The sequence below is a fragment of the Leptolyngbya boryana PCC 6306 genome, from assembly GCF_000353285.1.
In the GTDB taxonomy this organism is placed as follows: domain Bacteria; phylum Cyanobacteriota; class Cyanobacteriia; order Leptolyngbyales; family Leptolyngbyaceae; genus Leptolyngbya; species Leptolyngbya boryana.
In genome coordinates, this window is the sequence record NZ_KB731324.1 from 1,057,933 (window position 1) to 1,078,555 (window position 20,623).

The window sequence follows — 20,623 nt, forward strand, 5'->3', positions numbered from 1 at the left end:
AAATAGCCATACCATCAGGAACCATGCTAGGGATTGACATTCCGCACCTGAATTCTGATGACCCGTCTCCAAGCAGTTTCGTCATATAGATCCCACTTGTTATGAGCAACGATAACCTCAACCATTCTCGATCCGCTCCCGTCCAATCTCAAACCGAGCAGATCGAGAATGGTTCCACCTCGCTTGAGGGAAAGATGCTGAGTGGTAGAGAAGGACAATATGCTATTCAGCATCAACTTCAAACTCGTCCTGGCGTGCGAACTTATACAGGTAAAGATTTACAGACACAAACTCCAGTCATTATCAAAGAGTACTACTCCTTCTGGTGGACGATTTCCGACATTCAGCAAATCGAATTACAACTTGAACAGCTAGAAGCGATCGACTTTCACAGTGGGGGCGTTCAAGACTTTCGACTATTGGTTCCTCAAGAAAGTATTGCGTCTTCAAAAGATCATCGTTGCTATTTAGTTCTGAAATCGCCCCAATATCGACCGCGATCGCTGCGAAGTTATCTAGAAACACAAGACTATCTCCCGCCGAAAGTCGTTCACCATTTCCTCTCTCAAGTTTTACAAAGCCTCTGGTTTCTACATAGTCTGCCTCTTTATCTAGAAGACAGTGATGAGGTACAGAAAGGCATCGCTCACGGCAATTTAAACTTAGATAGCATTCTGATTGCGATTGATCCCGCGATTCAGAATACTCAAATCTCGCAGTTTCAAGTGTATCTACAGGATTTACAACTGTGGGAAGCGGCAATTTGGCATACGACTCAACCCCAAAGCCAACCCGCCTTCAAAATCAAAAAACAAAAGGATTTGCAAGATCTGGGTAAAATTGCGGCTCAACTGTTGCTCGGAGAACTTGATCTCCCAGAAGCTTGGAATCCGCTAAACGATCCGCGTTGGCAAGACATCCCCCACGACCCCTTAAAGCAATTCATTCAACAACTGATTGGCTCAGAATCTTCCACTTTCTCTGGTGCAAAAGCTGCACGCAGTTGGCTGCTTTCAATTCCTGTTGACGTTGAAGCTTCTCCCACTCCATTCGAGGCAGATCCATTAACAGAAAGAAATTCGGTTCCCGAACTCGAAGAAGATATAGAAGAATCCGATGCCCCCCCGACTTATTTTAAGGTGGCATTCGCGATCGTCTTCTCTGCCCTCATTCTCAACATTGGTGTTCTCTGGATGAGAGGCGAACCTTTCAAAGCTCCAACGTTCAATCAGGTTGGAACCACCCGCTAATTCTCGATGGCTATTTTTTCTCTCGCCGCCCCTGAAATTGTTCAAAGAGCGGCATAAGACTGCCTAGCTGTTCTGCATCAGCGAGTGGACTGCACATTGTCAGAGTGCGTTCACACTTCACCAACTAACTCCCCTACAACTTCCGGTTTCAAATCCTGAACGTTATCCAAAACGATGTGCGCTCCTGCCTGCCTCAATGTCTTGCGATAATCATTCTTTCGTGTCTCCGTCTCCTGCACATGTGGCGGCAAAACGCCCACGGCAAACCACGATCGCGCATGATCTCTTTCCCTCGCCTGCGAGATCGTGTACATATCCGCCACCGTATCCCCGACATAAATCACCGGGCACTCACCACAATCCAGTCGTTCTAGGGTCAAAAACAACCCCGTCGGATCTGGCTTGCCGGGTGCATCCTCCATCGCAATCAACACAGGCTCTACCAACTCCAATCGCTGCTCAAGCACATACCGAGCCGATCCCTGGGTTGCCCCACTAAAAAACCCCCAAGCGATCCCTGCCTTCGTCAGCGACTCCAAATAAGCGGCTTCTAGCAACAAAGGCTCCCCGCAAATATATCCATTCCAGTTCACCGGATCTGTACCTCGATACCGAGACTGAAAAAATTGCACGATCGTCGAATACGCTAATGTCACTTGCTCGCGCGCCTGTCCTTGCGCCTCAAAATGCCGAAAAATTAACTCTTGTGACGCTTCCCAATCATTATTCCAAACCCCCTCGCCCTTCAGCGCATCAATCTCCTGCGACGATGGACGAAATGCCCCATCGGTAAAATGCTCCACCGTATCTGCCAATGCTCGCCGATACGACCCGCTGACATCTCGCACAACCCCATCAATATCGAATACCACAGCCACCACAGTTTTCATCCCCCAGAATTCTTCTCAAGAGATTTCTTATCATCTATCAAAACAGTACGGTAGAATAGCTGATCGTAGTAATTTACGCTTGGGACTGCGCTGGAGGTCGGATTTGACAAAGTTTATTCTAAAAGTTCTGTGGCTCGACGAAAACGTTGCGCTGGCAGTCGATCAAGTGGTTGGAAAAGGCACAAGCCCGCTCACCTCTTATTTCTTCTGGCCCCGGAACGACGCATGGGAACAACTCAAGACTGAATTAGAGAAAAAGCACTGGATCTCAGAAGTCGATCGCGTTGAATTGCTGAATAAAGCAACTGAAGTGATCAACTACTGGCAAGAAGAAGGCAAAAACCGCCCCATGGCGGAAGCCCAATCGAAATTCCCAGAAGTCACCTTCACGGGTAGCGCCTGAGCTGAGCTATCTCTAAACCTAGCTTTGTAAGAAAATAACTCCTAACTTCAATTTCGCAAGTTAGGAGTTATTTTTAGAAATCGCCGCAAATGCAACAATTCTGTCTATGATTCAGAAGAAGCTTGTGACAAAAGAATTGTGAGTTTTACAATGATTTGCTACCGTTTATTACAGAACCTTTACATATAGAGTTTCACAGCGCTGATTTCTCACGGTTATACACAATTTTAATTTAAGGCAGGTAGCTTCATGTCAATGACGATCGCCCCAGACCAGGTAGAGCGGATTGTATGGAACCAGCATCACGACCCCTTCGAGGTGCTTGGTCCTCATGCGATTGAGCAAGATGGTAAAACCGTCTGGGTCGTGAGAGCCTATCAGCCGAATGCAGATTCTGTTTCAGTCATCCTGCCTGAATCTCGCACCGAATACCCGATGCAATCGCTGCATCATCCGCATTTTTTTGAATGTACGATCGATGTGCCCGAACTCGTCAACTATCAGCTTCGCCTCAAATCCAGCGAGCACGATCGCGTCATCTACGATCCCTACGCCTTCCGCTCTCCTTTCTTGACTGAATTCGACCTTCACCTCTTCACCGAAGGCAATCACCACCGCATCTACGAAAAACTCGGCGCACACCTGACGACCCAAAATGGGATCGCTGGAGTCTACTTTGCCGTCTGGGCACCTAACGCCCGCAACGTCTCTGTTCTCGGCGACTTCAACAACTGGGACGGACGACAACATCAAATGCGTCGTGGCTCCACAGGAGTATGGGAACTCTTCATTCCCGAACTGACTGTTGGCGCTCACTACAAGTACGAGATCAAAAACCAAAACGGTCACATCTACGAAAAATCCGATCCTCACGGTTTCCAACAAGAAGTCCGTCCCAAAACTGCCTCGATCGTGACTGATCTCGATGACTACACCTGGCACGACGAAGACTGGCTCGAAAAACGTCGCCACACTGACCCCTTAACCAACCCAATCTCCGTCTACGAAGTGCATCTCGGCTCTTGGCTCCATGCCTCCTCTGCCGAACCTGCTCTTTTACCGAATGGCGAATCCTCTCCCCCTGTCATCGTCACCGACCTCAAGCCTGGGGCACGGTTCCTGACCTATCGCGAACTCGCAGACAAACTTATTCCTTACGTCAAGGAACTTGGCTTTACCCACATCGAACTCCTACCCATAGCCGAACATCCCTTCGACGGCTCGTGGGGTTACCAGGTCGTCGGACACTATGCCTGCACTTCCCGCTTCGGAACCCCCCAAGATTTCATGTATTTTGTTGATCAATGCCATCTCAACGGCATCGGTGTCATCGTTGATTGGGTTCCCGGTCACTTTCCCAAAGACGGACATGGACTTGCCTTCTTTGATGGAACTCACCTCTACGAGCATGCCGACCCCCGCAAAGGTGAACATAAAGAATGGGGCACTCTCGTCTTCAATTACGGTCGTAACGAAGTTCGCAACTATCTGGTTGCCAATGCACTCTTCTGGTTCGACAAATATCATATTGACGGAGTGCGAGTTGATGCTGTTGCCTCAATGCTCTACCTCGACTACTGCCGCAAAGACGGAGAATGGGTTGCAAACCAATACGGTGGACGCGAGAATATCGAAGCCGCGGATTTCCTGCGTCAGATGAATCATCTTCTCTTCAGCTACTTCCCGGGTGCATTATCGATCGCCGAAGAATCTACGTCTTGGCCGATGGTTTCCTGGCCAACCTACGTCGGCGGTCTAGGATTCAATCTCAAATGGAATATGGGCTGGATGCATGACATGTTGGACTACTTCCACATGGATCCCTGGTTCCGCCAATTTCATCAAAACAATCTAACGTTCAGTATTTGGTATCACCACAGCGAAAACTTCATGCTGGCGCTTTCCCATGATGAAGTCGTTCATGGCAAAAGTAATATGATCGGCAAAATGCCTGGAGACGAATGGCAAAAATTTGCCAATCTTCGCTGCCTCTATGGTTATATGTTTGCCCACCCTGGTAAAAAGACGCTATTCATGAGCATGGAATTTGCTCAATGGAACGAGTGGAATGTTTGGGGTGATCTAGACTGGCATCTCCTTCAATACGAACCCCATCGCAAACTCAAGCAATTTTTTACTGTTCTCAACTCTCTCTACCGATCTGAACCCTCTCTCTATGCCCAAGACTTTTCTGAAGCAGGCTTCGAGTGGATTGACTGTAGTGACAACCGTCACAGTGTAATATCTTTCATTCGCCGAGATAAAGATTCAGGCGATTTCATCGTTGCTGTTTGCAACTTTACTCCTCAACCTCACAGTCACTATCGAGTCGGTGTGCCTGAAGCGGGATTCTACACTGAACTCTTAAATAGCGACGCTCGTGATTTTGGGGGGAGCAATATGGGGAATCTAGGCGGTAAATGGTCAGACGAATGGGCTTATCATAATCACCCTTATTCAATCGATCTCTGTCTTCCACCCCTATCTACCCTGATTCTTAAACTCGATCGCCAAAAATCACGAACCCTAAGCTCCTGATAAACAGCTCATTCACAAGGGTTTCCTTGCCGATTGGGACGATTCTCTCCTAACCGAGTCGTCCCAAGTAAGTTAGAAACAAATACGCACCGTTTGCGTGAGCCACCAGATATAGGCAACAGTGTTACACGTCCACCGAGTCGCCCATTCGCTGCTGACAACTCACCACGATGATTGAAGACCATCTTGTAGACATTGCCATCTTTGATCAATGTGGTGTCTGCATCCGCAAGCGAGAGCTTGACACCATGATTAAGAGTCTGCCAAGTTTGTGCCATAGGACTGGAATTCGCCGGATGTATCGCCCATTCAACCGGATAGTCTTGTCGCTTAAAACTTATTTGGTAATCAATATGCTTCTGTTTAGCTGTACTCTGTGCTTGCCGAAAAACGCTTTCCACCTGGCTTTGTGCTGAGGTTAACTGTTGATTGCTCAGCCATGCCAGCAAAGCTGGCGCTCCAATTACAGCTAGAATACCAGCAATCACTAGGACTATAACTGCTTCAAGCAATGTAAAACCATGCCTAGAAATCTTATTCCTACTCTTCATGAAAGCAATTTAATTCTTAAAATCTTGAAATACAGCTAAATTTAGGCTAGTCATCATAAATAATTGCCCTTAAATTTATTTAATATTGATGGTCACGATGTTCTATTAGGCGGGCACGCACTGTCTGATGCTTCTTCAGTTGCACCTAGCAAAGTTGTGACTCTAACACAGCGTCTTGGATTCGCGCTGCGAGTTGTCCCAATTGTCACTGTATAGAGTGGTTGATCTAGCGCTGCCGTTGGCAGATTAGTAGTGATAACACTGCCATAGATATTAAATATTAATGGAGGTGGAGAAGCAAAATCGCCCTGCGCCACTGAAAGCCTGAGTGCAGAAGCATCTCCTATATTTTCCCATGTCGTAATTTTTGTACGATCGACCACCGGAGCGTTAGTGTCGGAGATAGGAACAATAGCATATCTAAGTGATTGCCCAATTCGATTCTCAAACACGATTGCTTGAGCCACTTTTGTACGACTCGCTTTAGATTGAGCGTTCCGAATTGCTTGGGAAACCTGAGTTCGAGCGGCGCTGACACGCTGTTGGTTAACAAAGGCGACCCAATTGGGTGCAGCGATCGCAAACAATATGCCAGTGATGATGACGACCACTAAAATCTCAATCAATGTAAATCCATCTGTACTCGATCGTGAATTCAATACTCTTCGCCTTTTCATACCTTTAATCACCATTGATTTAGTGAGCGAACTATTCTGCTGCTTTATCCGTTACACCACGAGTCAGCACACGAGTTTCCAAAGAGATGGGGATAACCGGACGAGCTAGATTTACCCCAGCAACACCTGGTCTCCCAGCAGCATCACCTTGAATCCGAATGACCACTTCCTGGTTGAGTGCGCCTTTATTCTCAGTTCCTTTTACATAGACGTAAAAACCACGGGGCGGTTCGTTACTTGCCGAACTTTCTCGCCTTGGAGTTACTTCATATCCATTCAGAATTGGGGGCTGCGCCTTGTTGCCTGCTCCGTCATACAATCCAATTCGATCGACAAAATCTGTGAGCACAAAATTACTTGTCGTTCTACCAGGTCTACTAGCTTGTAGAGACAAAGGTGAAGATGCCGTTAATGTGGATATATTGAGTGGCCAGCTAAAGAAATTCGTTTCTTTACTAACCGGATCGACCCATCCCGTGTTGATCTGAGGAGGAATTTGAGCACCACCTTGAGCAGTAAACTGCGGTAGCTCATAGCGCCTAATCCTAGCACGACCGACTGCACCTGTTGTCTGTTCCGAATTTAGAGAATAAACAACAAGACTATACATTCGCCCTGACAGACAGGGAACTCCCCGAACCTCTGCTGGAAGATCTCGTGGATTAGCAAATCTATCTGCATTATTTTTGCAGCGATCTCTCAATATTTGAGGTAATGCATCAACTCGCCAAAATGCCAATACCGGAGTATTACTAGCGTTTTCAGAAATATTCTCGGGTAAATACCTCCTTAATCCAGGACACTCTAAAGTACTGCCTGTAGGGCGCTCAAGAAGGCAGTTACCGTCATATACATAAACTGCTTCTCGTACATCTCGTGCAATGTAATCAATAGCTGCCTGCAAATCTCTCTGGGTATCGCTTCGGGCAGCTTCTCGTGAGTTAGCCTGAATTAATTGAACGACCAGAACAAGCAGACCAGCCGAAATTATGCCTCCAATCACCATCGCAACGAGCAGCTCTAGCAATGTAAACCCACTGCGTTGAGTTTGGCGATAGAAAAAACGTAGCCAGGTGTGCTGTTGAAAGAATCCTCTAGACATAGTTTATCTACCCAGGGTTGACAATTTCTAGCAAATGCCAGTGAGTTGACCGTCTGCTGGTTGACACAGTTTTTGATAGAGTTCCAAATGACTGCCTTCAGTACTCCGAACGACTGTTGAGTATAAGACTGCTAAGGGGCGATCTAGTTGATTCCCCAATCCGTTCGTTGCTCGCAACGCAGCAGGCTCAGTTTTGCCTCTTCCAGCAAGTAATGCTGGCTCTGCCACAGCAGCGTATACGCGAACTCCCATGACAAATGCAGCAAGATTTTGAGTGCTTCTACCCTGGAACTGATTTCCCTGCTGATCTAGACCTTGGCTACGAAAAGTCTGCATCAGATAATCTGCAATACAGTCGCCGTTGGTATCTACTCGGATGAAAGCATTGATTGAACGAGATGGAGTGCCGTTCCAAGTAGATCCATTTGAAGTTACGTCATCATTGCCGCTCGTTCCAGTACCACAATCACGGGTCGAGATAACTTTTTTGCCTGATGCTTCTGTATTAGGTGCAGCAGGAAAATTACTCGAAGTTCGCTTTCTTACATCTGATTCTGTTGCACCTGCTGAGTAGGGAGGAAGTAGATTAAATTGAGCAATTTTCACTTCATTCCTCTCCACTAGGACGCGGACTCGATCAACCTCTCCTTGAGCAACCTTTAGAGCTTGCTCTGCACGCTGAGTTTGAACACGCGTTGCAACTGCCCAAAAAATAGGAGGTGAGATGCTAACAACCGTAATTGAAATAATTACAATTGCAAGTAATCCTTCAATGAGAGTCAAGCCTTGCTCAGCATTTGAGTGCTGTAGATTTTTTCGATACAACCTTAGCATTTGCCTTAGCTGTACGGAACTGAATGAGCAATGCTTGATCAGCTGGTAATTCTGCAGCATTTTGGTCTCTCCTCATTATTTAGGACAGTTCGTTGAAAGGCTAAAAGCCGTTTTTGCTGCATCGCAAAGAGATGTAATGTAGGGATCATTTGCAGGTGGCTCAACGTAAAACTCACTGCGACTACTGCTTGGGCTTACGAAGCGAGATGCTGCTGGTCCCGCAGCGCTGAATTGAAGACCTACATCATAGCCCCAAAAACGGTTGGGAGGGACATAGTAAGCTATGTTCTCTCTATCCACATTAGTCGTATCTGACGGCTCTAGATTTTCGAGTTCAAAGGGGGCAGTGGCATAGTTCGTATACTGGAGCTGAATGAAAGAGCCTGCAAAATTTAGGGCTGTCTTATCCCAACTCTCAAGGAATCGCGGGAAGTTCTGCAAACCCCCATAGCCTTGCTTTAGACGAGAAGGGCTAATTCCACTGACAATAATCGAATTGATGCGAGATGCCGCTGCTGGAATGAGCGCTCTACCGGAGCTATCAGTGCCATATCTGAAATATGGATTAGAAAACGCGACGTTGTACGGAACAGGCGGCAGCAGTTCATCACGTTTCGGAGTTGAGTTTTGTACTGGGGTTAGCTCTGGAAGTGAAGAGTCTTTCGGATCTCTTGGTGCACCAGTGGTGTCTCTAGGACGAGCTACAAGAGGTTGACCAGCTCGCGAAATCTTGACTGGAGCTGCAAAATCGACCCAGTTACCATCGCTATAGTCGTTTGAACTGCTTCGACGAGGGGCGGTTGCATTGTATCGCGAGTTTTCTCGTACCCAGTCCCATCCACTGTCACGAGTTCCGTCTATCTTTCTACCTAGATTGGCTGAAGGACGATTCTGATTATGGAAAGAGGTAAATCTTGCGCTTTGACAACCGGGATCGAATAATCCTCTGTTAGGTTGATGATAGTACGAGCGATCTGAACTCATCTGACTAAAGCTAGCGCTATCAAAATCAGGAACTGGATAAGAAGACCCTGTAAAGCCTGAGTTTCTGATGCTGTTTGGAATGAACTGCACAAACATATCCGAAATCGTACCATCGCAGAAGTTATCTGACAAAAACGAAATACTATCTGCCAAAATCTCTGTGGGTCGCCAGCGATCAGTATTGGGAGCTGCGAATCGGGAATCGCGCTTAGCGCGAGTAGAGTAGAACTGGTTCGGGTTGTACGTCGCACTGTTGGGTAATGGTACGTCAAACTCTTCTAATCTTGTACCCAGCGTATCGTCTGCTCCATCTTGATGGAGGTTAAAGTCTCCTTCAATGTAAGTAGGTTGATCTGTAAACAGAGATAGACCACGATTGTTATCTACTGCATCCACAATGACTCCTTCAAAACTGCGGTTTCGCATAAGCTGCACACCATTCCGTAAGCGGAAGCCGTGGACACGACGATCAGGATCAGGGTATTCATCAATCGTTTTGATAGACTTTCCATTGCTCTTGATAGGTGGATCAACAGGGTTTGCAGGATCGCGTAGATTCATTTTGCAGTCTGTCCCTGTGCATGATGGTCGAGAGATAGCATCTTCTCGAACTGCATCCTCACGGAAAGCGTAAACGATGCCGCTAAGTGGTAGCCAAGTATTATTCTTTGAACTAACTCTTGTGCTCCGAAGCATTCCCAAATCGATATCCAGAGTTCGAGCTAGCATTAACTGACGACCATCGAAAAAGGCGCGATCAAGGAATGGAACTGCAATTGTATCTAACTCATTCACATTACCTGCTTTGGGAATTAGAACTAGGTTCGTTGAGTAATTCGCTCGAGTATTACTATTAGGAGAAGCTTCCAGAGAACGAACACTACTGGGCGGAAGATAGGGAAGTTTCCACTTATCTAATGCTCTAGGTGTTAGCGCGACATCTGCAACAGAGTAATCTTCAATCGGAAAAACTTGCTGTGTGCTAGGTCTCCGACTGAGGAGACTATCAGATGGCGTTGCTGGGAAAGAGACACTTGGATGACCTGCTCTTCCCAGAGCTTTCGTATCGCTGATGCGCTTGAACTGAGATTTCATGCTTGCAATATACTGATCCTGCGCTGGAGAAGCTTCTCCATTTCCAATGTAAGGTTCTCGAAGAGGTTGCGCGTGGTTGTATCCTGTAGTTGTTTCTCCATCGTGATCATGAGTCACTTCTGGGAAGAGATAGTAAAGTGATGGAAACTTGGGTAGAACGGTATTCCCACTGTCGCTAATTGTTCCACAAAGTCGTGACAGAGCTAGCCGATATTGAGAAAAACGAGTTCGTGTAAGGTCGTCGGTTGAACGAGCATAAGTAGGAAAATCGGTAGATGGTGCAGAACTCAGCCTGCCTGCGGCTAGAACAGTTGAAGCTTTCTGCTGGAGTGAGGACGAAGTTCTGTCAATGCTTAGAACTAGGTCATCACCGTTAAGTGTAAATTGATCAGGGTCGCAAGCAGCGGGCAAACGTTGGAATTTATTGCTAGTCGCATCTGGATCTGCCGCGAAACCTGGAGTAATGACAGCGTACTCCCCAAATATTGGCGATTCTTGGAATCCAAAAGTACGATCGCGGCGGATTTGATGATTCAGCATAATCATTTCTGCCATACGCATCTCGTCCATGAATTGTTGGCTATCAGGCGCAAGATTTTTCCCGCTTGAAGACAGTAGATATGCTCGCAAAGCACCAATAAAAGCTTCTGGAGGAACTGATTGATAGTCCTTAAGACGATATTGTTCGAGTTTAGCGGTGTTCGTGGCTGCTGAATAGTCGTAAGTTCTCAGGCGTTCTTTAGGAAGAACTTCTGGATTATTACGGGCTATTTCTCCATCCATGAGCAGCCGTAGATCATCTGCCAATACTGCCATCACCCTTCTCGTGGATCCAGAAAGCGATCTATCATTTGACGGATTGCTGGGATCAAATTTCTGAATTTCATTAATGTTGTAAGCCAACATCCCGATCGTACAAGCTGCTGTTTGCAAATAAGTTTTATCTGCGATGCTTAAACCGTCATATCCCTTAGTTCCAACATCAGCTAGCGCTCGCTTCAAACTTGAGAAATCCCCCCACATTGATAATTTTGGATAGGGGTGAATGATTGTGTCATTCGGTGTTGGTGGAAATGCTCCAGTTTTGGGATTGCCGCTGGAATCTTTTTCGTTTGGATTGTAGTCTCCTGCAAAATTTGCGAGGTTGTCTAGTGCTTTGCGTAGAGGACTATCTGTATTCTCGATCGCTGCTTTAAATCCACTAGCACTTCCGCCTGGAGTATCAAATTCCCAACCGTTTGTGCCCATACCTGTAAAGAAATTGGTCAGGAGAGAGCCATCAGTTGTTTCATCTGTACCTTTAAATCCAAAAGGTTTAAAGATGAGCGACTGGCGGAGAGTCAGCAGCGTACCAGGATGAGATGTTGTTGCAAGACATGCGACTGGGTAGTCTTTCCCATTCTCATCAGATGCAGAATGATAAATCGCTGTGCTTTGAACAGAAGAGAGATTATCTCTCAAAGTGCGACGGTGTAAGTCAATGTGAGAAAGCCGCCCAGTTGATGTCGCAGGATATGGTTTAACTGTTACTGGATAAAGGGGATCGCCTTCATGCTCGTATACATTCTGGTCGATAAATTTGCCAGAAGTACCACCAGGATTGCCAACATAGCCATTTTTATCTTTGTCGTCTGGAGCATACCAAGTAAACAAATTACCAAGTTCCAGACGTTGCCCGACGATAATTCGCATCCCTACTGAGCGTGCCCGACGCTCCCAATAGCCATCTAGACCTACATTGGCTGCATCTTTGTCAGCGGCATCTGGTTCATTCTTGAGCAGCGCTGATTTATTTGATGGGATGGGCTTCCCAAAATCTCCAGACGGGACGGTTTCTTTTGCATACTTCGGCTTGGGACCCCAGCGATCGTCAGCACGATATAAATCGTCTACATAGGGAGCAGGTTGAGAACTAGCATATATACGCTGATCAACTTTTCTTGGAGGCGAATCGGTACTAAAACCAAAGGCCGGGAGATCCCTATTTCTAAGATTCAGGTATGGCTCGCTTCGATTATTACGAACATTTTTGGTTACGCCTGAAGGGGGAGCAACATTCGTATATCCATCTTCTGTTAGCACAACCTCAGGGTCAATTGTAATATCAATTGGATTTGATGCTTGACTTGAGGCTGTATCTTTGTTGAGTGTTGCCCAGGTTGCCCTATTAGTTGGCGTATCAGTGTGGAGGTGGATGACAGCGCTATCGTCGGTTCCTTGGTTAGGACCATCTTTCACGACTCCAGCAGCAACTAGACCCAGTAAATCTCGATTCGTTTCTCCAGATTCTGGAACTACGTTTGTGACTGTAATTTCCGATGAATCAGGATAGTATAAACAGGATGCAGGCGCACTAATCAAGTAGGCTGTAAAGTTCTTATTCCCAACGATTAAGCTGCCTTCGGTGTGCATTGCACCGTTCCAATTAAATGTAGCGCCTGGGTAAATCTCCAAATCGTGACGGAACCAAGCTCCCCATTTGTTGCCGCGATCGATTTGGCGATCTTGAACAAATTCCAAAGTCGCCTTGGTATCTCTTGAGTTGCCAGGAATGACTAGAGCATCAACTTGGAAGTTTTTACGCAGAATTGCACTACTGACTTTGTCGTCAAACCATCCGTCTGGCCCTGATGCGGATGTGTTTGCAGAACTAATGCTGCATCCTAGCGCTCCATCGGCTCTGAGTGGAGCTTGCCGAACGTACATATCTTTCGCTTTGTCAGCATCGCTCATTTTCAATAAGCGAGTTGCAATCGTCTCAATTGTGCTAGTTCTTCCTGTGCCAACTGTTTGTGCAGGAGGAGTGTTTAGAATGATTGAATAGATTGTAGTAGAGTCTTTAGAACTATCAATCTTCCCATCACCATCAGTGTCTGTTTGAAAAGCCCAAACGTTTTGAGCTTTGCCATCTTTAAAGATGCGACGCTCATCGGGAAAGGTATAAGGATCAATGGTTGGTTTACCGTCTTTGTCTGCTATCCGAAGAGTGCTAAAGTCTCTGCTATCGCGGTCTTTCCCATTGTTAAGCAGCATTGCTTCTAAAACGGTTTGTGCAGGCACACCGCTGGGAAGTCGAGTATCTTTTGTAGAGTCAAAGAGGAACTCCAGTTTGGAGCGAGCGCGATCAATTGCTGGAGTTGCAGCGTTATAGATAACGCGTTGTTGTGCTTCTCCAATCACTTGGACATTGCGATTATAGGCACGGAACGTCAGTGCTCCGACAGTGAGCGCTACGACCAAAATCAACAGAACTGTTGTTGGCAAGATGAAGCCTGCTGTTGAGAGATTGCCTCGCCGTTGATATAGCAAAACATAGCGGAGAAGGCGATTAACAAAGGTCTTTGTAATCTTGCGGTAGAGACTTCCAAGACGGTGAAAGAAACCCTGGAGATTAAGTTTGTGATTTGACATAGCTGCTGAGTTGGCAGAAAAAAGTGACGATCGTGCGGTACTCGATCGGAAGGGGAATTCACGATCGCAGATGAGCATTCACAGGGGCAACTAATGCTAAATCGACGAAACCTACTAGTTTAGATATCGTCCAATATTTGCCCGTGGAATAGTCAAGTCAGAGCTTTGTAACTTTGTCAAAACTCTATACTTTGGTGGAGCTTTCTCTACTGTCTTCATAATTGAAAGCAGAGTCAACCGAGAAGACACGCGCTCAAATCGAACGAAGTTGAGACAGTTCCGATAAGCTACGGAAAAACTCAGATAAGCCCTAGGTAGATTGCGGAGATTGTCCCGAATTCTGGGTTGAAGAAGAAAGCGAGGGAAGTGGATGCAGGTATGTTACCCATTTCATTGAGGATGACTACCAGGGATTGAAGAATTAGTGGATGAAAAATAAAACTGGAGTTGAGCTATTCGTTGCTCAACTCCAGTTTACAAAGTATAGACATTGCCGCAAGAACACCTAAAATCAGCGATCGGAGGGTCAATTTTTGTCTTACAAGAATTGACGATTGCGAATTAGTCTATCGGTTTTTGGCAGATGAATTACAGGCGGCTGAGATCGATTCCAGCTTCTTTGGCAAAAGCGTCTAGGCTCTTGTGCTCTAGAGTTTTGATTGCCTTAGTTGAAAGACGTAGTTTGACCCAGCGTTTCCCACTTTCCCACCAAATTCTTTTGACTTGCAGGTTTGCTTCTTGTAATTTTTTCGTGCGACGGTGGGAGTGGGATACTGCCATTGCGTTGTTGGCTTTTTTGCCAGTCAGTTGACATCGACGTGCCATAGTTTGATCTCCGATTGATTCTAGATTAGGATTTCTCACAGCCTTCTATTATATGCAATTGAGGGCTTTTGGCAAAAGTGAGATTAGTTTAGAGTCGTTAGGGCACGATCGACCGCCGCGATCGCGCGATCGATTTCTTCAGAAGTGACGATAAGCGGCGGGACGAATCGCAAGACTTTTGGGCCTGCGGGGACGAGAAGAACGCCTTCCTCGATGGCGATTTTGACGATATCGGCTGCGGTGAAAGTGCTGTCGGAACTGAGTTCTAGACCGTCAATGAGTCCCCAGCCGCGAACGTCGGAGATTAAATGAGGAAATTTTTGGGCGAGTTGGATAAGTCCTGAACGCAGTTGTTCGCCACGAGCTTGAACGTTTGCCAGAAGATTTTCGCGTTCGAGTGTGTGGCAGACAGCAAGAGCAACAGCACAGGCAAAGGGATTACCGCCAAATGTGCTGGCGTGATCCCCTGCGCTGAAGACGTTGCAATGAGATTTGCAGAGCATTGCACCAATGGGAACTCCGCCACCCAGACCTTTCGCAGATGTGAAAATGTCAGGTTCGATATCGAGATTTTCGTAACCCCAAAGTTTACCGCTGCGACCCATACCGACTTGGACTTCGTCCATGATTAGGAGAATGCCTTTTTCGTCGCAGAGTTGGCGAACGGTTTGGAAATAGGCGCGATCGCCAGGACGAACTCCTCCTTCACCTTGTAAACCTTCGAGCATAATTGCTGCGACTTGAGGTTCGTTGCGATCGAGATCCGCGATCGCGCTCTTTAGCGCTTCAACGTCATTGTAGGGAACGTAATGAAACCCAGGGACTAGGGGATCAAAGTTTTGTTGATATTTGGGCTGTCCAGTGGCGGTAATGGTAGCAAGGGTGCGCCCGTGGAAACTCGCGTTCGCGGTGATGATGATGGGATGAGTAATGTTACGGACTGTGTGAGCGTATTTGCGGGCAAGTTTGATGGCAGCTTCGTTGGCTTCAGCGCCAGAATTGCAGAAGAAAGCACGATCGGCACATGAATGCTCAACGAGCCATTTGGCGAGGTCACCTTGAGGGGTGTTGTAATAGAGATTGGAAATGTGGACAAGAGTTTGAGCTTGTTCGGTGACGGCTGCAATCATAGCGGAATGAGCGTGACCGAGAGTGCAGGTGGCAATTCCAGCGACGAAATCCAGATATTCTCGTCCTTGGTCGTCCCAAACTCGGCAGCCTGACCCACGCACAAGGGTTAGGGGAAAGCGGGCGTAAGTAGACATGACGTATTCGTCGAATTCTGCGCTGGAGAAGGGGGAGGATTTTACAAGGGTTTCTGGACTCACTGGCTTTTATCCTTGAATTTGGGGTGAAAAGAACATATTAATAGAAGTCTTTCGGGAGTGGGGAAAGGAATGAACTTTACGATAGAAGTTTGCTGACTTTATTTCATGAAACGGACATCTATATTTCGTGAAGGTTACGGTAAGCAAAGTTTGGAGAATGTTCTGAAACTGCTGAACGATTTCTCTAAATGACGCGATCACTTCCCCCATCCAGTGGCACTTGTGCTCCTATCGTTTTGGCAAAGGTTTTACCCGCCATTGCTGCAACCATGATGGCAACCTCGTGCGAGGTGATTTCAGTTTTTAGGAGATTGCGAGTTTTATAAGCGTCTACAGTGAGTCCATAACGGGCAGCTCGACTTGACAGGACTTCTTCGCTCCAAATGCTTGTATCGTATACGCAGTCAGGATGTACCATATTGACTCGAATTCCAAAGGGAGCGAGTTCTAAAGCTGCAATTCGAGCAAGTTGGGTTAGCCCGGCTTTGGCAACGGAATAGGCGGCGGCTCCTGGGCCAGGCGCGAGGACGTTGCGAGTTGCAATAATTACGATCGCAGGATCAATACCCTGTTTGAGAATCGGAATGCAGGCTTGTAAAAGTTGCTGATGGCTGGTGAGATTGACCGCTAAGCTTTGTTTCCAGATATCGGCAGAGAGATCCTCAATCAGTTGACTGCTTGGGAAGATGCCTGCGTTGGAGACCAAGATATCGAGTCCACCAAAGCGACGAACTGCTTCTGTAACTGCATGATTCAAGATATGCGGTTCAGTCACATCGCCTTGAATACCGACAAAATCTGGTTTGTTCATTTGTTCAACGATCGCAGGGTTCAGATCGAGTCCGATTACGACTGCGCCTAGCGATCGTAGATATTCTGCACAAGCCCGACCAATGCCGCTGGCTGCTCCAGTTACAAGCGCAATTTTTCCCTGAAATTCAGGTTCAGCTTTTGCTTTTCCCAGTTTGGCTTGTTCTAATTCCCAGTACTCCATGTCGAATAGATCGTTTTCGGGTAAGGCTGTCCACCCTCCCAAAGTTTCGCCTGCCTGAATGGCTCGAATGGTGTGGTCTACAATGTCAGTCGTGATTTGAGCTGCTTTGATACTGCGGTCAAATGTGAGCGTTCCATAACCACTCCAGACTGCCCAACGTGGTGCGGGATCGAGACATGTCAAAGACCCATTGGTATGACGATCGAAGTAATTCCGATATTGTTCGGCATAGGTGTGAATGTCGGTTTCCGGGTCTGTTCCCAGGATCACTGGAATAGGTTTGGTGCGGATGACGTGATCGGGAGTGATCGGGCCTCTCGTGGCGATCTCGTTTACATTCGTCAGTCTGGAGAATCCGACGGCTTCTGCAGTTTGATTGAACTGTGCGAGCATTGGTTTGCCCTGGACTTGAGAAATGGTTTTGCGAATCGTGGCTAGCGTGATCCAATTTGGATCTGTAGCGGGGGCTGTAGCGGGTGTGCTCACGCCTTGATCTGTGAGGTATGTTTCAGCTTGGGTGACGAGATGAATCATCTGATCGTAGGCATCACGGGCTTTGTCGGCAAAGGTAAAGATGCCGTGGTGCATGAGGATCATGCCGTCATAATTGTCCCAGTTGAGATTGTGAGTGATTTCCCAAATTTTGCGGGCTAGGATAAAACCTGGCATGACGTAGGGGATGACCAAGATACGATCGCCGTACAATTCTCGAATTCGGGCTTCTCCGTTTGGGCTGTTTGTGATCGTGACGACTGCATCGGCATGGGTGTGATCGACATAAGCGAACGGGATAATGGCATGTAAAATCGCTTCGACTGAAGGAGTTGGAGCGTGGGGATTGAGCATTGCTGCTCGCTGCTGAGTCACCATTTCGGAATCGCTCAGGTGCTCTCGCTCGGCTAATCGCTTTAATACTTCTAATCGAACAGGAGCAAATCCCGCTGATTCGATGGTGGCTAGATCCCAACCGCTGCCTTTGACGTAGAGAACTTCTTCTAGATCACCAAAGAAATTGGGAACCGTGACTTTAACAGAAGTGTTGCCTCCTCCGTGCAGCACCAAGTCCGGTTCTCGTCCCAGGAGTTGCGAGGTGTAGACCCGCATCGCTAATGGATCGCTGGCAAATGTCTGAGCAATGGTATCGTCCCATTGATTTTTCATAGCTCTATCGCTCCTGAGTCTTTACAGCAGGTTTTACCTGCAGAAGTTCAGGTTCTCAGCCTAAATTGAAAATGTCAATCTTCTGAAGATGGGCGATGAGGGACTCGAATCCCTGACATCCTCTTGGTCAGGAGGAATCATTTGACACTGTTGGGTTGTTAACAACATTAGAACTGCTTGAGTACTCATCTGCCTAAATCGTTTCTCTACTGAGATGAAACCTGGCGCTACGATCGCAGTTAATTTTGATGAATTGCAACCGATTGAGGCTCACCTTTAAGAGAGACTGATCGATATGACCTATCCTCTATTGAATGAATGACCTATGAATATAGAAAACGATTCTAGCGATCTTGTTGCTGATATTCTGGAACGCTTTCAAACTCTGATCAATGAAAACCTCAGCGAAGATGAGATTGAAGCTCGCCTCAAAACGGATTTTACAGAGGAAGAGCAAAAGATTATTAGTGAGACTTTTTTGAGCCTGCTCGAAGCAGGGGAGACCGAGCGCCACTTTCCATTAGATGGCTGAAGGGATAGAAGTAATATCGCGAAATTCGATTCCTACTTTGAGTCTTGCTGCTTTTGCATGAGGATCTCACTCAGAATTGCCTGAATTGACAGCACACAGAATGAGTTGGCAGAAAAAATCGTTGCTGACCTATGTGCACAGATGCAAGTCATATCACAAGGCAACGCCTTGCTCTCCCCGTTTTGGGATTCTATTCCCTTTACTATGGTTTTTGTCTCAATATCATGTAGGTAGGCACTGTAGCCACCTAATCAATCCAAAAATCTTCCCAATTTCTTAAATGAGCCTATAGGAACGGATAATATTTTGGCACTATTTTATTTTAACAGGAAATAATGGTCAGTTGTAAGCGAGTTTTAGCGGGAATCGATTTTTATTAACACACGCCCCAACTTCTCCAAAACCAATCGCTCCCCTTATCTTGGTTATTTTTGGAGACGGTAAATCTTACAACCTTCAAACATGATGGGCGATGAGGGGCTCGAACCCCCGACATCCTCCTTGTAAGGGAGGCGCTCTACCAACTGAGCTAATCGCCCGCGCTTTGCGTGCTTAATTAATATAACAGATAATTCAAAATCTATTACGATTTTATCCAGATTTCTTTTTTGATTTGCGATGCCTTCTGGTCGGACACATGACAGCATTACTTTATGGAGCTTACCGATCGTGGCAGGAATCACGTTCGGATTAACTCAAAGCGGCAATCTGACGCTGCTCGTTTCCGGGGGATTTCTCTTTGCAGGGTTGATGTTTGGCCCAGATTTGGATATTTACTCGCAGCAGTATAAACGTTGGGGCATTCTGAGATGGATTTGGTTGCCTTATCGGCGGGGATTGCGTCATCGATCGCTGATGTCACATGGGGCAATTGTTGGGACAATTGGGCGAATTCTGTATCTCAGCGTTTGGATTGTCTTATTTGTGAGCGTCGGAATTGTTTTGAGCGCGATCGTACAACAGTTCTTTGGGGCGATTCCCAATTGGCAAAATACAGTTCAGGTTTCGATGAGCACTGTGATGCAGCAGAGTGTGAGTTTTATTCAACGCGCCCCGATCGAATGTCTTGCGTTAGGGATTGGATTAGAACTGGGGGCAATGAGTCACAGTTTGAGTGATTGGATTGGGTCTCGGATCAAACGCTGGAACAAGCGACGAAAGCGCTAAAGTGATTGAGTGAAAAATCTGGGAAGCCCTATGAATTCTTCAATGTCTGAAACGCTAGAAGCCTTGCAAAAGCTGATCGAAGTCGTTGCCCAATTACGAAATCCAGAAGGCGGATGTCCCTGGGATTTGGCACAAACGCCGCAATCCTTGATTCCGTATGTGATTGAAGAGGCGTATGAAGTGGTCGATGCGTTGCGGAGTGGAGATGAAGCTGCGATCGCAGATGAACTGGGTGATCTCTTACTGCAAGTCGTTCTCCAGGCGCAAGTCGCACAAGATCAACAGCAGTTTGATTTAGCGATCGTGGCAAGAAACATTACCGAAAAACTGATTCGTCGTCATCCGCATGTTTTTGACAATTTAGCAGTCGAGAGCGTGGATGAGGTGCATCAAAATTGGGAAAAAATCAAAGCAACAGAAGCTCTGAGCGAGACGAAGCTGAGCGATCAGTTGAAAAAATATGCGCGATCTCTGCCACCTTTAGTCGCTGGCATGAAGATTTCTAAGAAGGCGGCGAAGGCTGGATTTGAATGGGAATCGATGGATGGCGTTTGGGAAAAGTTTCAAGAAGAATTAGCAGAATTTCAACACGCGCTCCAGTATGAGAGTAAAGAAAATCAGCAGGCAGAACTGGGCGATCTGTTGTTTACCGTGATTAATTTGGCGCGATGGGCGAATCTCGATCCAGATGCCGCCCTTCAGGGGACAAACGATCGATTTATTCAGCGCTTGGTGCAGATGGAAGGGGTCGTCGATCGACCTTTATCAGAGTATTCGCTGGATGAATTAGAACAGTTCTGGCAGCAGGCAAAAGCGAAATTGGCAAAAAAAGAAAGCTAAGCTTTGGCAGTCTTAGATCTTGCTTGGGAAGGAAATATAAT

Annotated in this window: 15 protein-coding genes and 1 tRNA gene; 6 read left to right on the forward strand and 10 right to left on the reverse strand. The window is 46.7% G+C overall.

What is annotated here, in order from left to right; genetic code table 11:
• The first annotated feature begins 101 nt into the window (after positions 1 to 101).
• Complete coding sequence (locus LEPBO_RS0104925) at positions 102 to 1,250, forward strand: protein kinase family protein (protein WP_017286427.1); 1,149 nt, start codon at positions 102 to 104, stop codon at positions 1,248 to 1,250.
• A 110-nt stretch (positions 1,251 to 1,360) separates the two neighbouring features.
• On the opposite strand, the gene LEPBO_RS0104930 is transcribed toward LEPBO_RS0104925, so the two are convergent.
• On the reverse strand, positions 1,361 to 2,140 hold the full coding sequence (locus tag LEPBO_RS0104930) for a TIGR01548 family HAD-type hydrolase (RefSeq protein ID WP_017286428.1): 780 nt from the start codon (positions 2,138 to 2,140) through the stop codon (positions 1,361 to 1,363).
• A gap of 55 nt (positions 2,141 to 2,195) precedes the next feature.
• Here LEPBO_RS0104930 and LEPBO_RS0104935 point away from each other — a divergent pair, with 55 nt between their 5' ends.
• A complete protein-coding gene (locus tag LEPBO_RS0104935; protein WP_071596143.1) occupies positions 2,196 to 2,543 on the forward strand; it encodes a 30S ribosomal protein PSRP-3 in 348 nt (115 codons plus the stop codon).
• 249 nt (positions 2,544 to 2,792) lie between these two features.
• The gene (gene glgB / locus LEPBO_RS0104940; protein ID WP_026148429.1) at positions 2,793 to 5,081 is read left to right on the forward strand and encodes a 1,4-alpha-glucan branching enzyme; all 2,289 of its coding nucleotides are present in this window, start codon (positions 2,793 to 2,795) and stop codon (positions 5,079 to 5,081) included.
• A gap of 8 nt (positions 5,082 to 5,089) precedes the next feature.
• On the opposite strand, the gene LEPBO_RS0104945 is transcribed toward glgB, so the two are convergent.
• The 8 genes from LEPBO_RS0104945 to LEPBO_RS0104980 form a co-directional block, all read right to left on the reverse strand.
• Positions 5,090 to 5,632, reverse strand: a complete 543-nt coding sequence (locus LEPBO_RS0104945) for a pilus assembly FimT family protein (RefSeq protein ID WP_017286431.1) — start codon at positions 5,630 to 5,632, stop codon at positions 5,090 to 5,092.
• 92 nt (positions 5,633 to 5,724) lie between these two features.
• The gene (locus tag LEPBO_RS36195; protein WP_172410472.1) at positions 5,725 to 6,309 is read right to left on the reverse strand and encodes a prepilin-type N-terminal cleavage/methylation domain-containing protein; all 585 of its coding nucleotides are present in this window, start codon (positions 6,307 to 6,309) and stop codon (positions 5,725 to 5,727) included.
• A gap of 31 nt (positions 6,310 to 6,340) precedes the next feature.
• A complete protein-coding gene (locus tag LEPBO_RS0104955) occupies positions 6,341 to 7,411 on the reverse strand; it encodes a PilW family protein (RefSeq protein WP_017286433.1) in 1,071 nt (356 codons plus the stop codon).
• Between the two features lie 27 nt (positions 7,412 to 7,438).
• Positions 7,439 to 8,194 (reverse strand): type IV pilus modification PilV family protein, encoded by a 756-nt coding sequence (locus tag LEPBO_RS0104960; protein ID WP_148668932.1) that lies wholly within the window; start codon positions 8,192 to 8,194, stop codon positions 7,439 to 7,441.
• Between the two features lie 126 nt (positions 8,195 to 8,320).
• Positions 8,321 to 13,735: a hormogonium polysaccharide biosynthesis protein HpsA gene (gene hpsA, locus LEPBO_RS0104965; protein ID WP_017286435.1), complete on the reverse strand. Its 5,415-nt coding sequence runs from the start codon at positions 13,733 to 13,735 to the stop codon at positions 8,321 to 8,323.
• A gap of 588 nt (positions 13,736 to 14,323) precedes the next feature.
• Positions 14,324 to 14,560: a 50S ribosomal protein L28 gene (rpmB, locus tag LEPBO_RS0104970; protein ID WP_017286436.1), complete on the reverse strand. Its 237-nt coding sequence runs from the start codon at positions 14,558 to 14,560 to the stop codon at positions 14,324 to 14,326.
• Positions 14,561 to 14,643: 83 nt separating this feature from the next.
• A complete protein-coding gene (locus LEPBO_RS0104975) occupies positions 14,644 to 15,825 on the reverse strand; it encodes an aspartate aminotransferase family protein (protein WP_172410471.1) in 1,182 nt (393 codons plus the stop codon).
• Between the two features lie 247 nt (positions 15,826 to 16,072).
• Positions 16,073 to 18,043, reverse strand: coding sequence for a bifunctional aldolase/short-chain dehydrogenase (locus LEPBO_RS0104980; protein ID WP_017286438.1), 1,971 nt, complete (start codon positions 18,041 to 18,043; stop codon positions 16,073 to 16,075).
• 325 nt (positions 18,044 to 18,368) lie between these two features.
• Between LEPBO_RS0104980 and LEPBO_RS0104985 the strand changes: the two genes are divergently transcribed.
• On the forward strand, positions 18,369 to 18,575 hold the full coding sequence (locus LEPBO_RS0104985; protein ID WP_017286439.1) for a hypothetical protein: 207 nt from the start codon (positions 18,369 to 18,371) through the stop codon (positions 18,573 to 18,575).
• A gap of 466 nt (positions 18,576 to 19,041) precedes the next feature.
• On the opposite strand, the gene LEPBO_RS0104990 is transcribed toward LEPBO_RS0104985, so the two are convergent.
• Positions 19,042 to 19,114: transfer RNA gene (locus LEPBO_RS0104990), tRNA-Val, on the reverse strand.
• Positions 19,115 to 19,193: 79 nt separating this feature from the next.
• Between LEPBO_RS0104990 and LEPBO_RS0104995 the strand changes: the two genes are divergently transcribed.
• A complete protein-coding gene (locus tag LEPBO_RS0104995) occupies positions 19,194 to 19,742 on the forward strand; it encodes a metal-binding protein (RefSeq protein WP_017286440.1) in 549 nt (182 codons plus the stop codon).
• A 30-nt stretch (positions 19,743 to 19,772) separates the two neighbouring features.
• Positions 19,773 to 20,582 (forward strand): nucleoside triphosphate pyrophosphohydrolase, encoded by an 810-nt coding sequence (mazG, locus tag LEPBO_RS0105000; RefSeq protein ID WP_026148431.1) that lies wholly within the window; start codon positions 19,773 to 19,775, stop codon positions 20,580 to 20,582.
• Positions 20,583 to 20,623: the final 41 nt, after the last annotated feature.

Excerpts from the sequence above, each read along its gene's own strand:
- LEPBO_RS36195 (WP_172410472.1), bottom strand. The coding sequence starts at position 6,309 with ATGAAAAGGCGAAGAGTATTGAATTCACGATCGAGTACAGATGGATTT.
- glgB (WP_026148429.1), top strand. The coding sequence starts at position 2,793 with ATGTCAATGACGATCGCCCCAGACCAGGTAGAGCGGATTGTATGGAAC.
- LEPBO_RS0104980 (WP_017286438.1), bottom strand. The coding sequence starts at position 18,043 with ATGAAAAATCAATGGGACGATACCATTGCTCAGACATTTGCCAGCGAT.
- LEPBO_RS0104955 (WP_017286433.1), bottom strand. The coding sequence starts at position 7,411 with ATGTCTAGAGGATTCTTTCAACAGCACACCTGGCTACGTTTTTTCTAT.
- LEPBO_RS0104985 (WP_017286439.1), top strand. The coding sequence starts at position 18,369 with ATGAATATAGAAAACGATTCTAGCGATCTTGTTGCTGATATTCTGGAA.
- mazG (WP_026148431.1), top strand. The coding sequence starts at position 19,773 with ATGAATTCTTCAATGTCTGAAACGCTAGAAGCCTTGCAAAAGCTGATC.
- LEPBO_RS0104975 (WP_172410471.1), bottom strand. The coding sequence starts at position 15,825 with ATGTCTACTTACGCCCGCTTTCCCCTAACCCTTGTGCGTGGGTCAGGC.
- hpsA (WP_017286435.1), bottom strand. The coding sequence starts at position 13,735 with ATGTCAAATCACAAACTTAATCTCCAGGGTTTCTTTCACCGTCTTGGA.
- LEPBO_RS0104930 (WP_017286428.1), bottom strand. The coding sequence starts at position 2,140 with ATGAAAACTGTGGTGGCTGTGGTATTCGATATTGATGGGGTTGTGCGA.
- LEPBO_RS0104925 (WP_017286427.1), top strand. The coding sequence starts at position 102 with ATGAGCAACGATAACCTCAACCATTCTCGATCCGCTCCCGTCCAATCT.
- LEPBO_RS0104995 (WP_017286440.1), top strand. The coding sequence starts at position 19,194 with ATGCCTTCTGGTCGGACACATGACAGCATTACTTTATGGAGCTTACCG.
- LEPBO_RS0104945 (WP_017286431.1), bottom strand. The coding sequence starts at position 5,632 with ATGAAGAGTAGGAATAAGATTTCTAGGCATGGTTTTACATTGCTTGAA.
- rpmB (WP_017286436.1), bottom strand. The coding sequence starts at position 14,560 with ATGGCACGTCGATGTCAACTGACTGGCAAAAAAGCCAACAACGCAATG.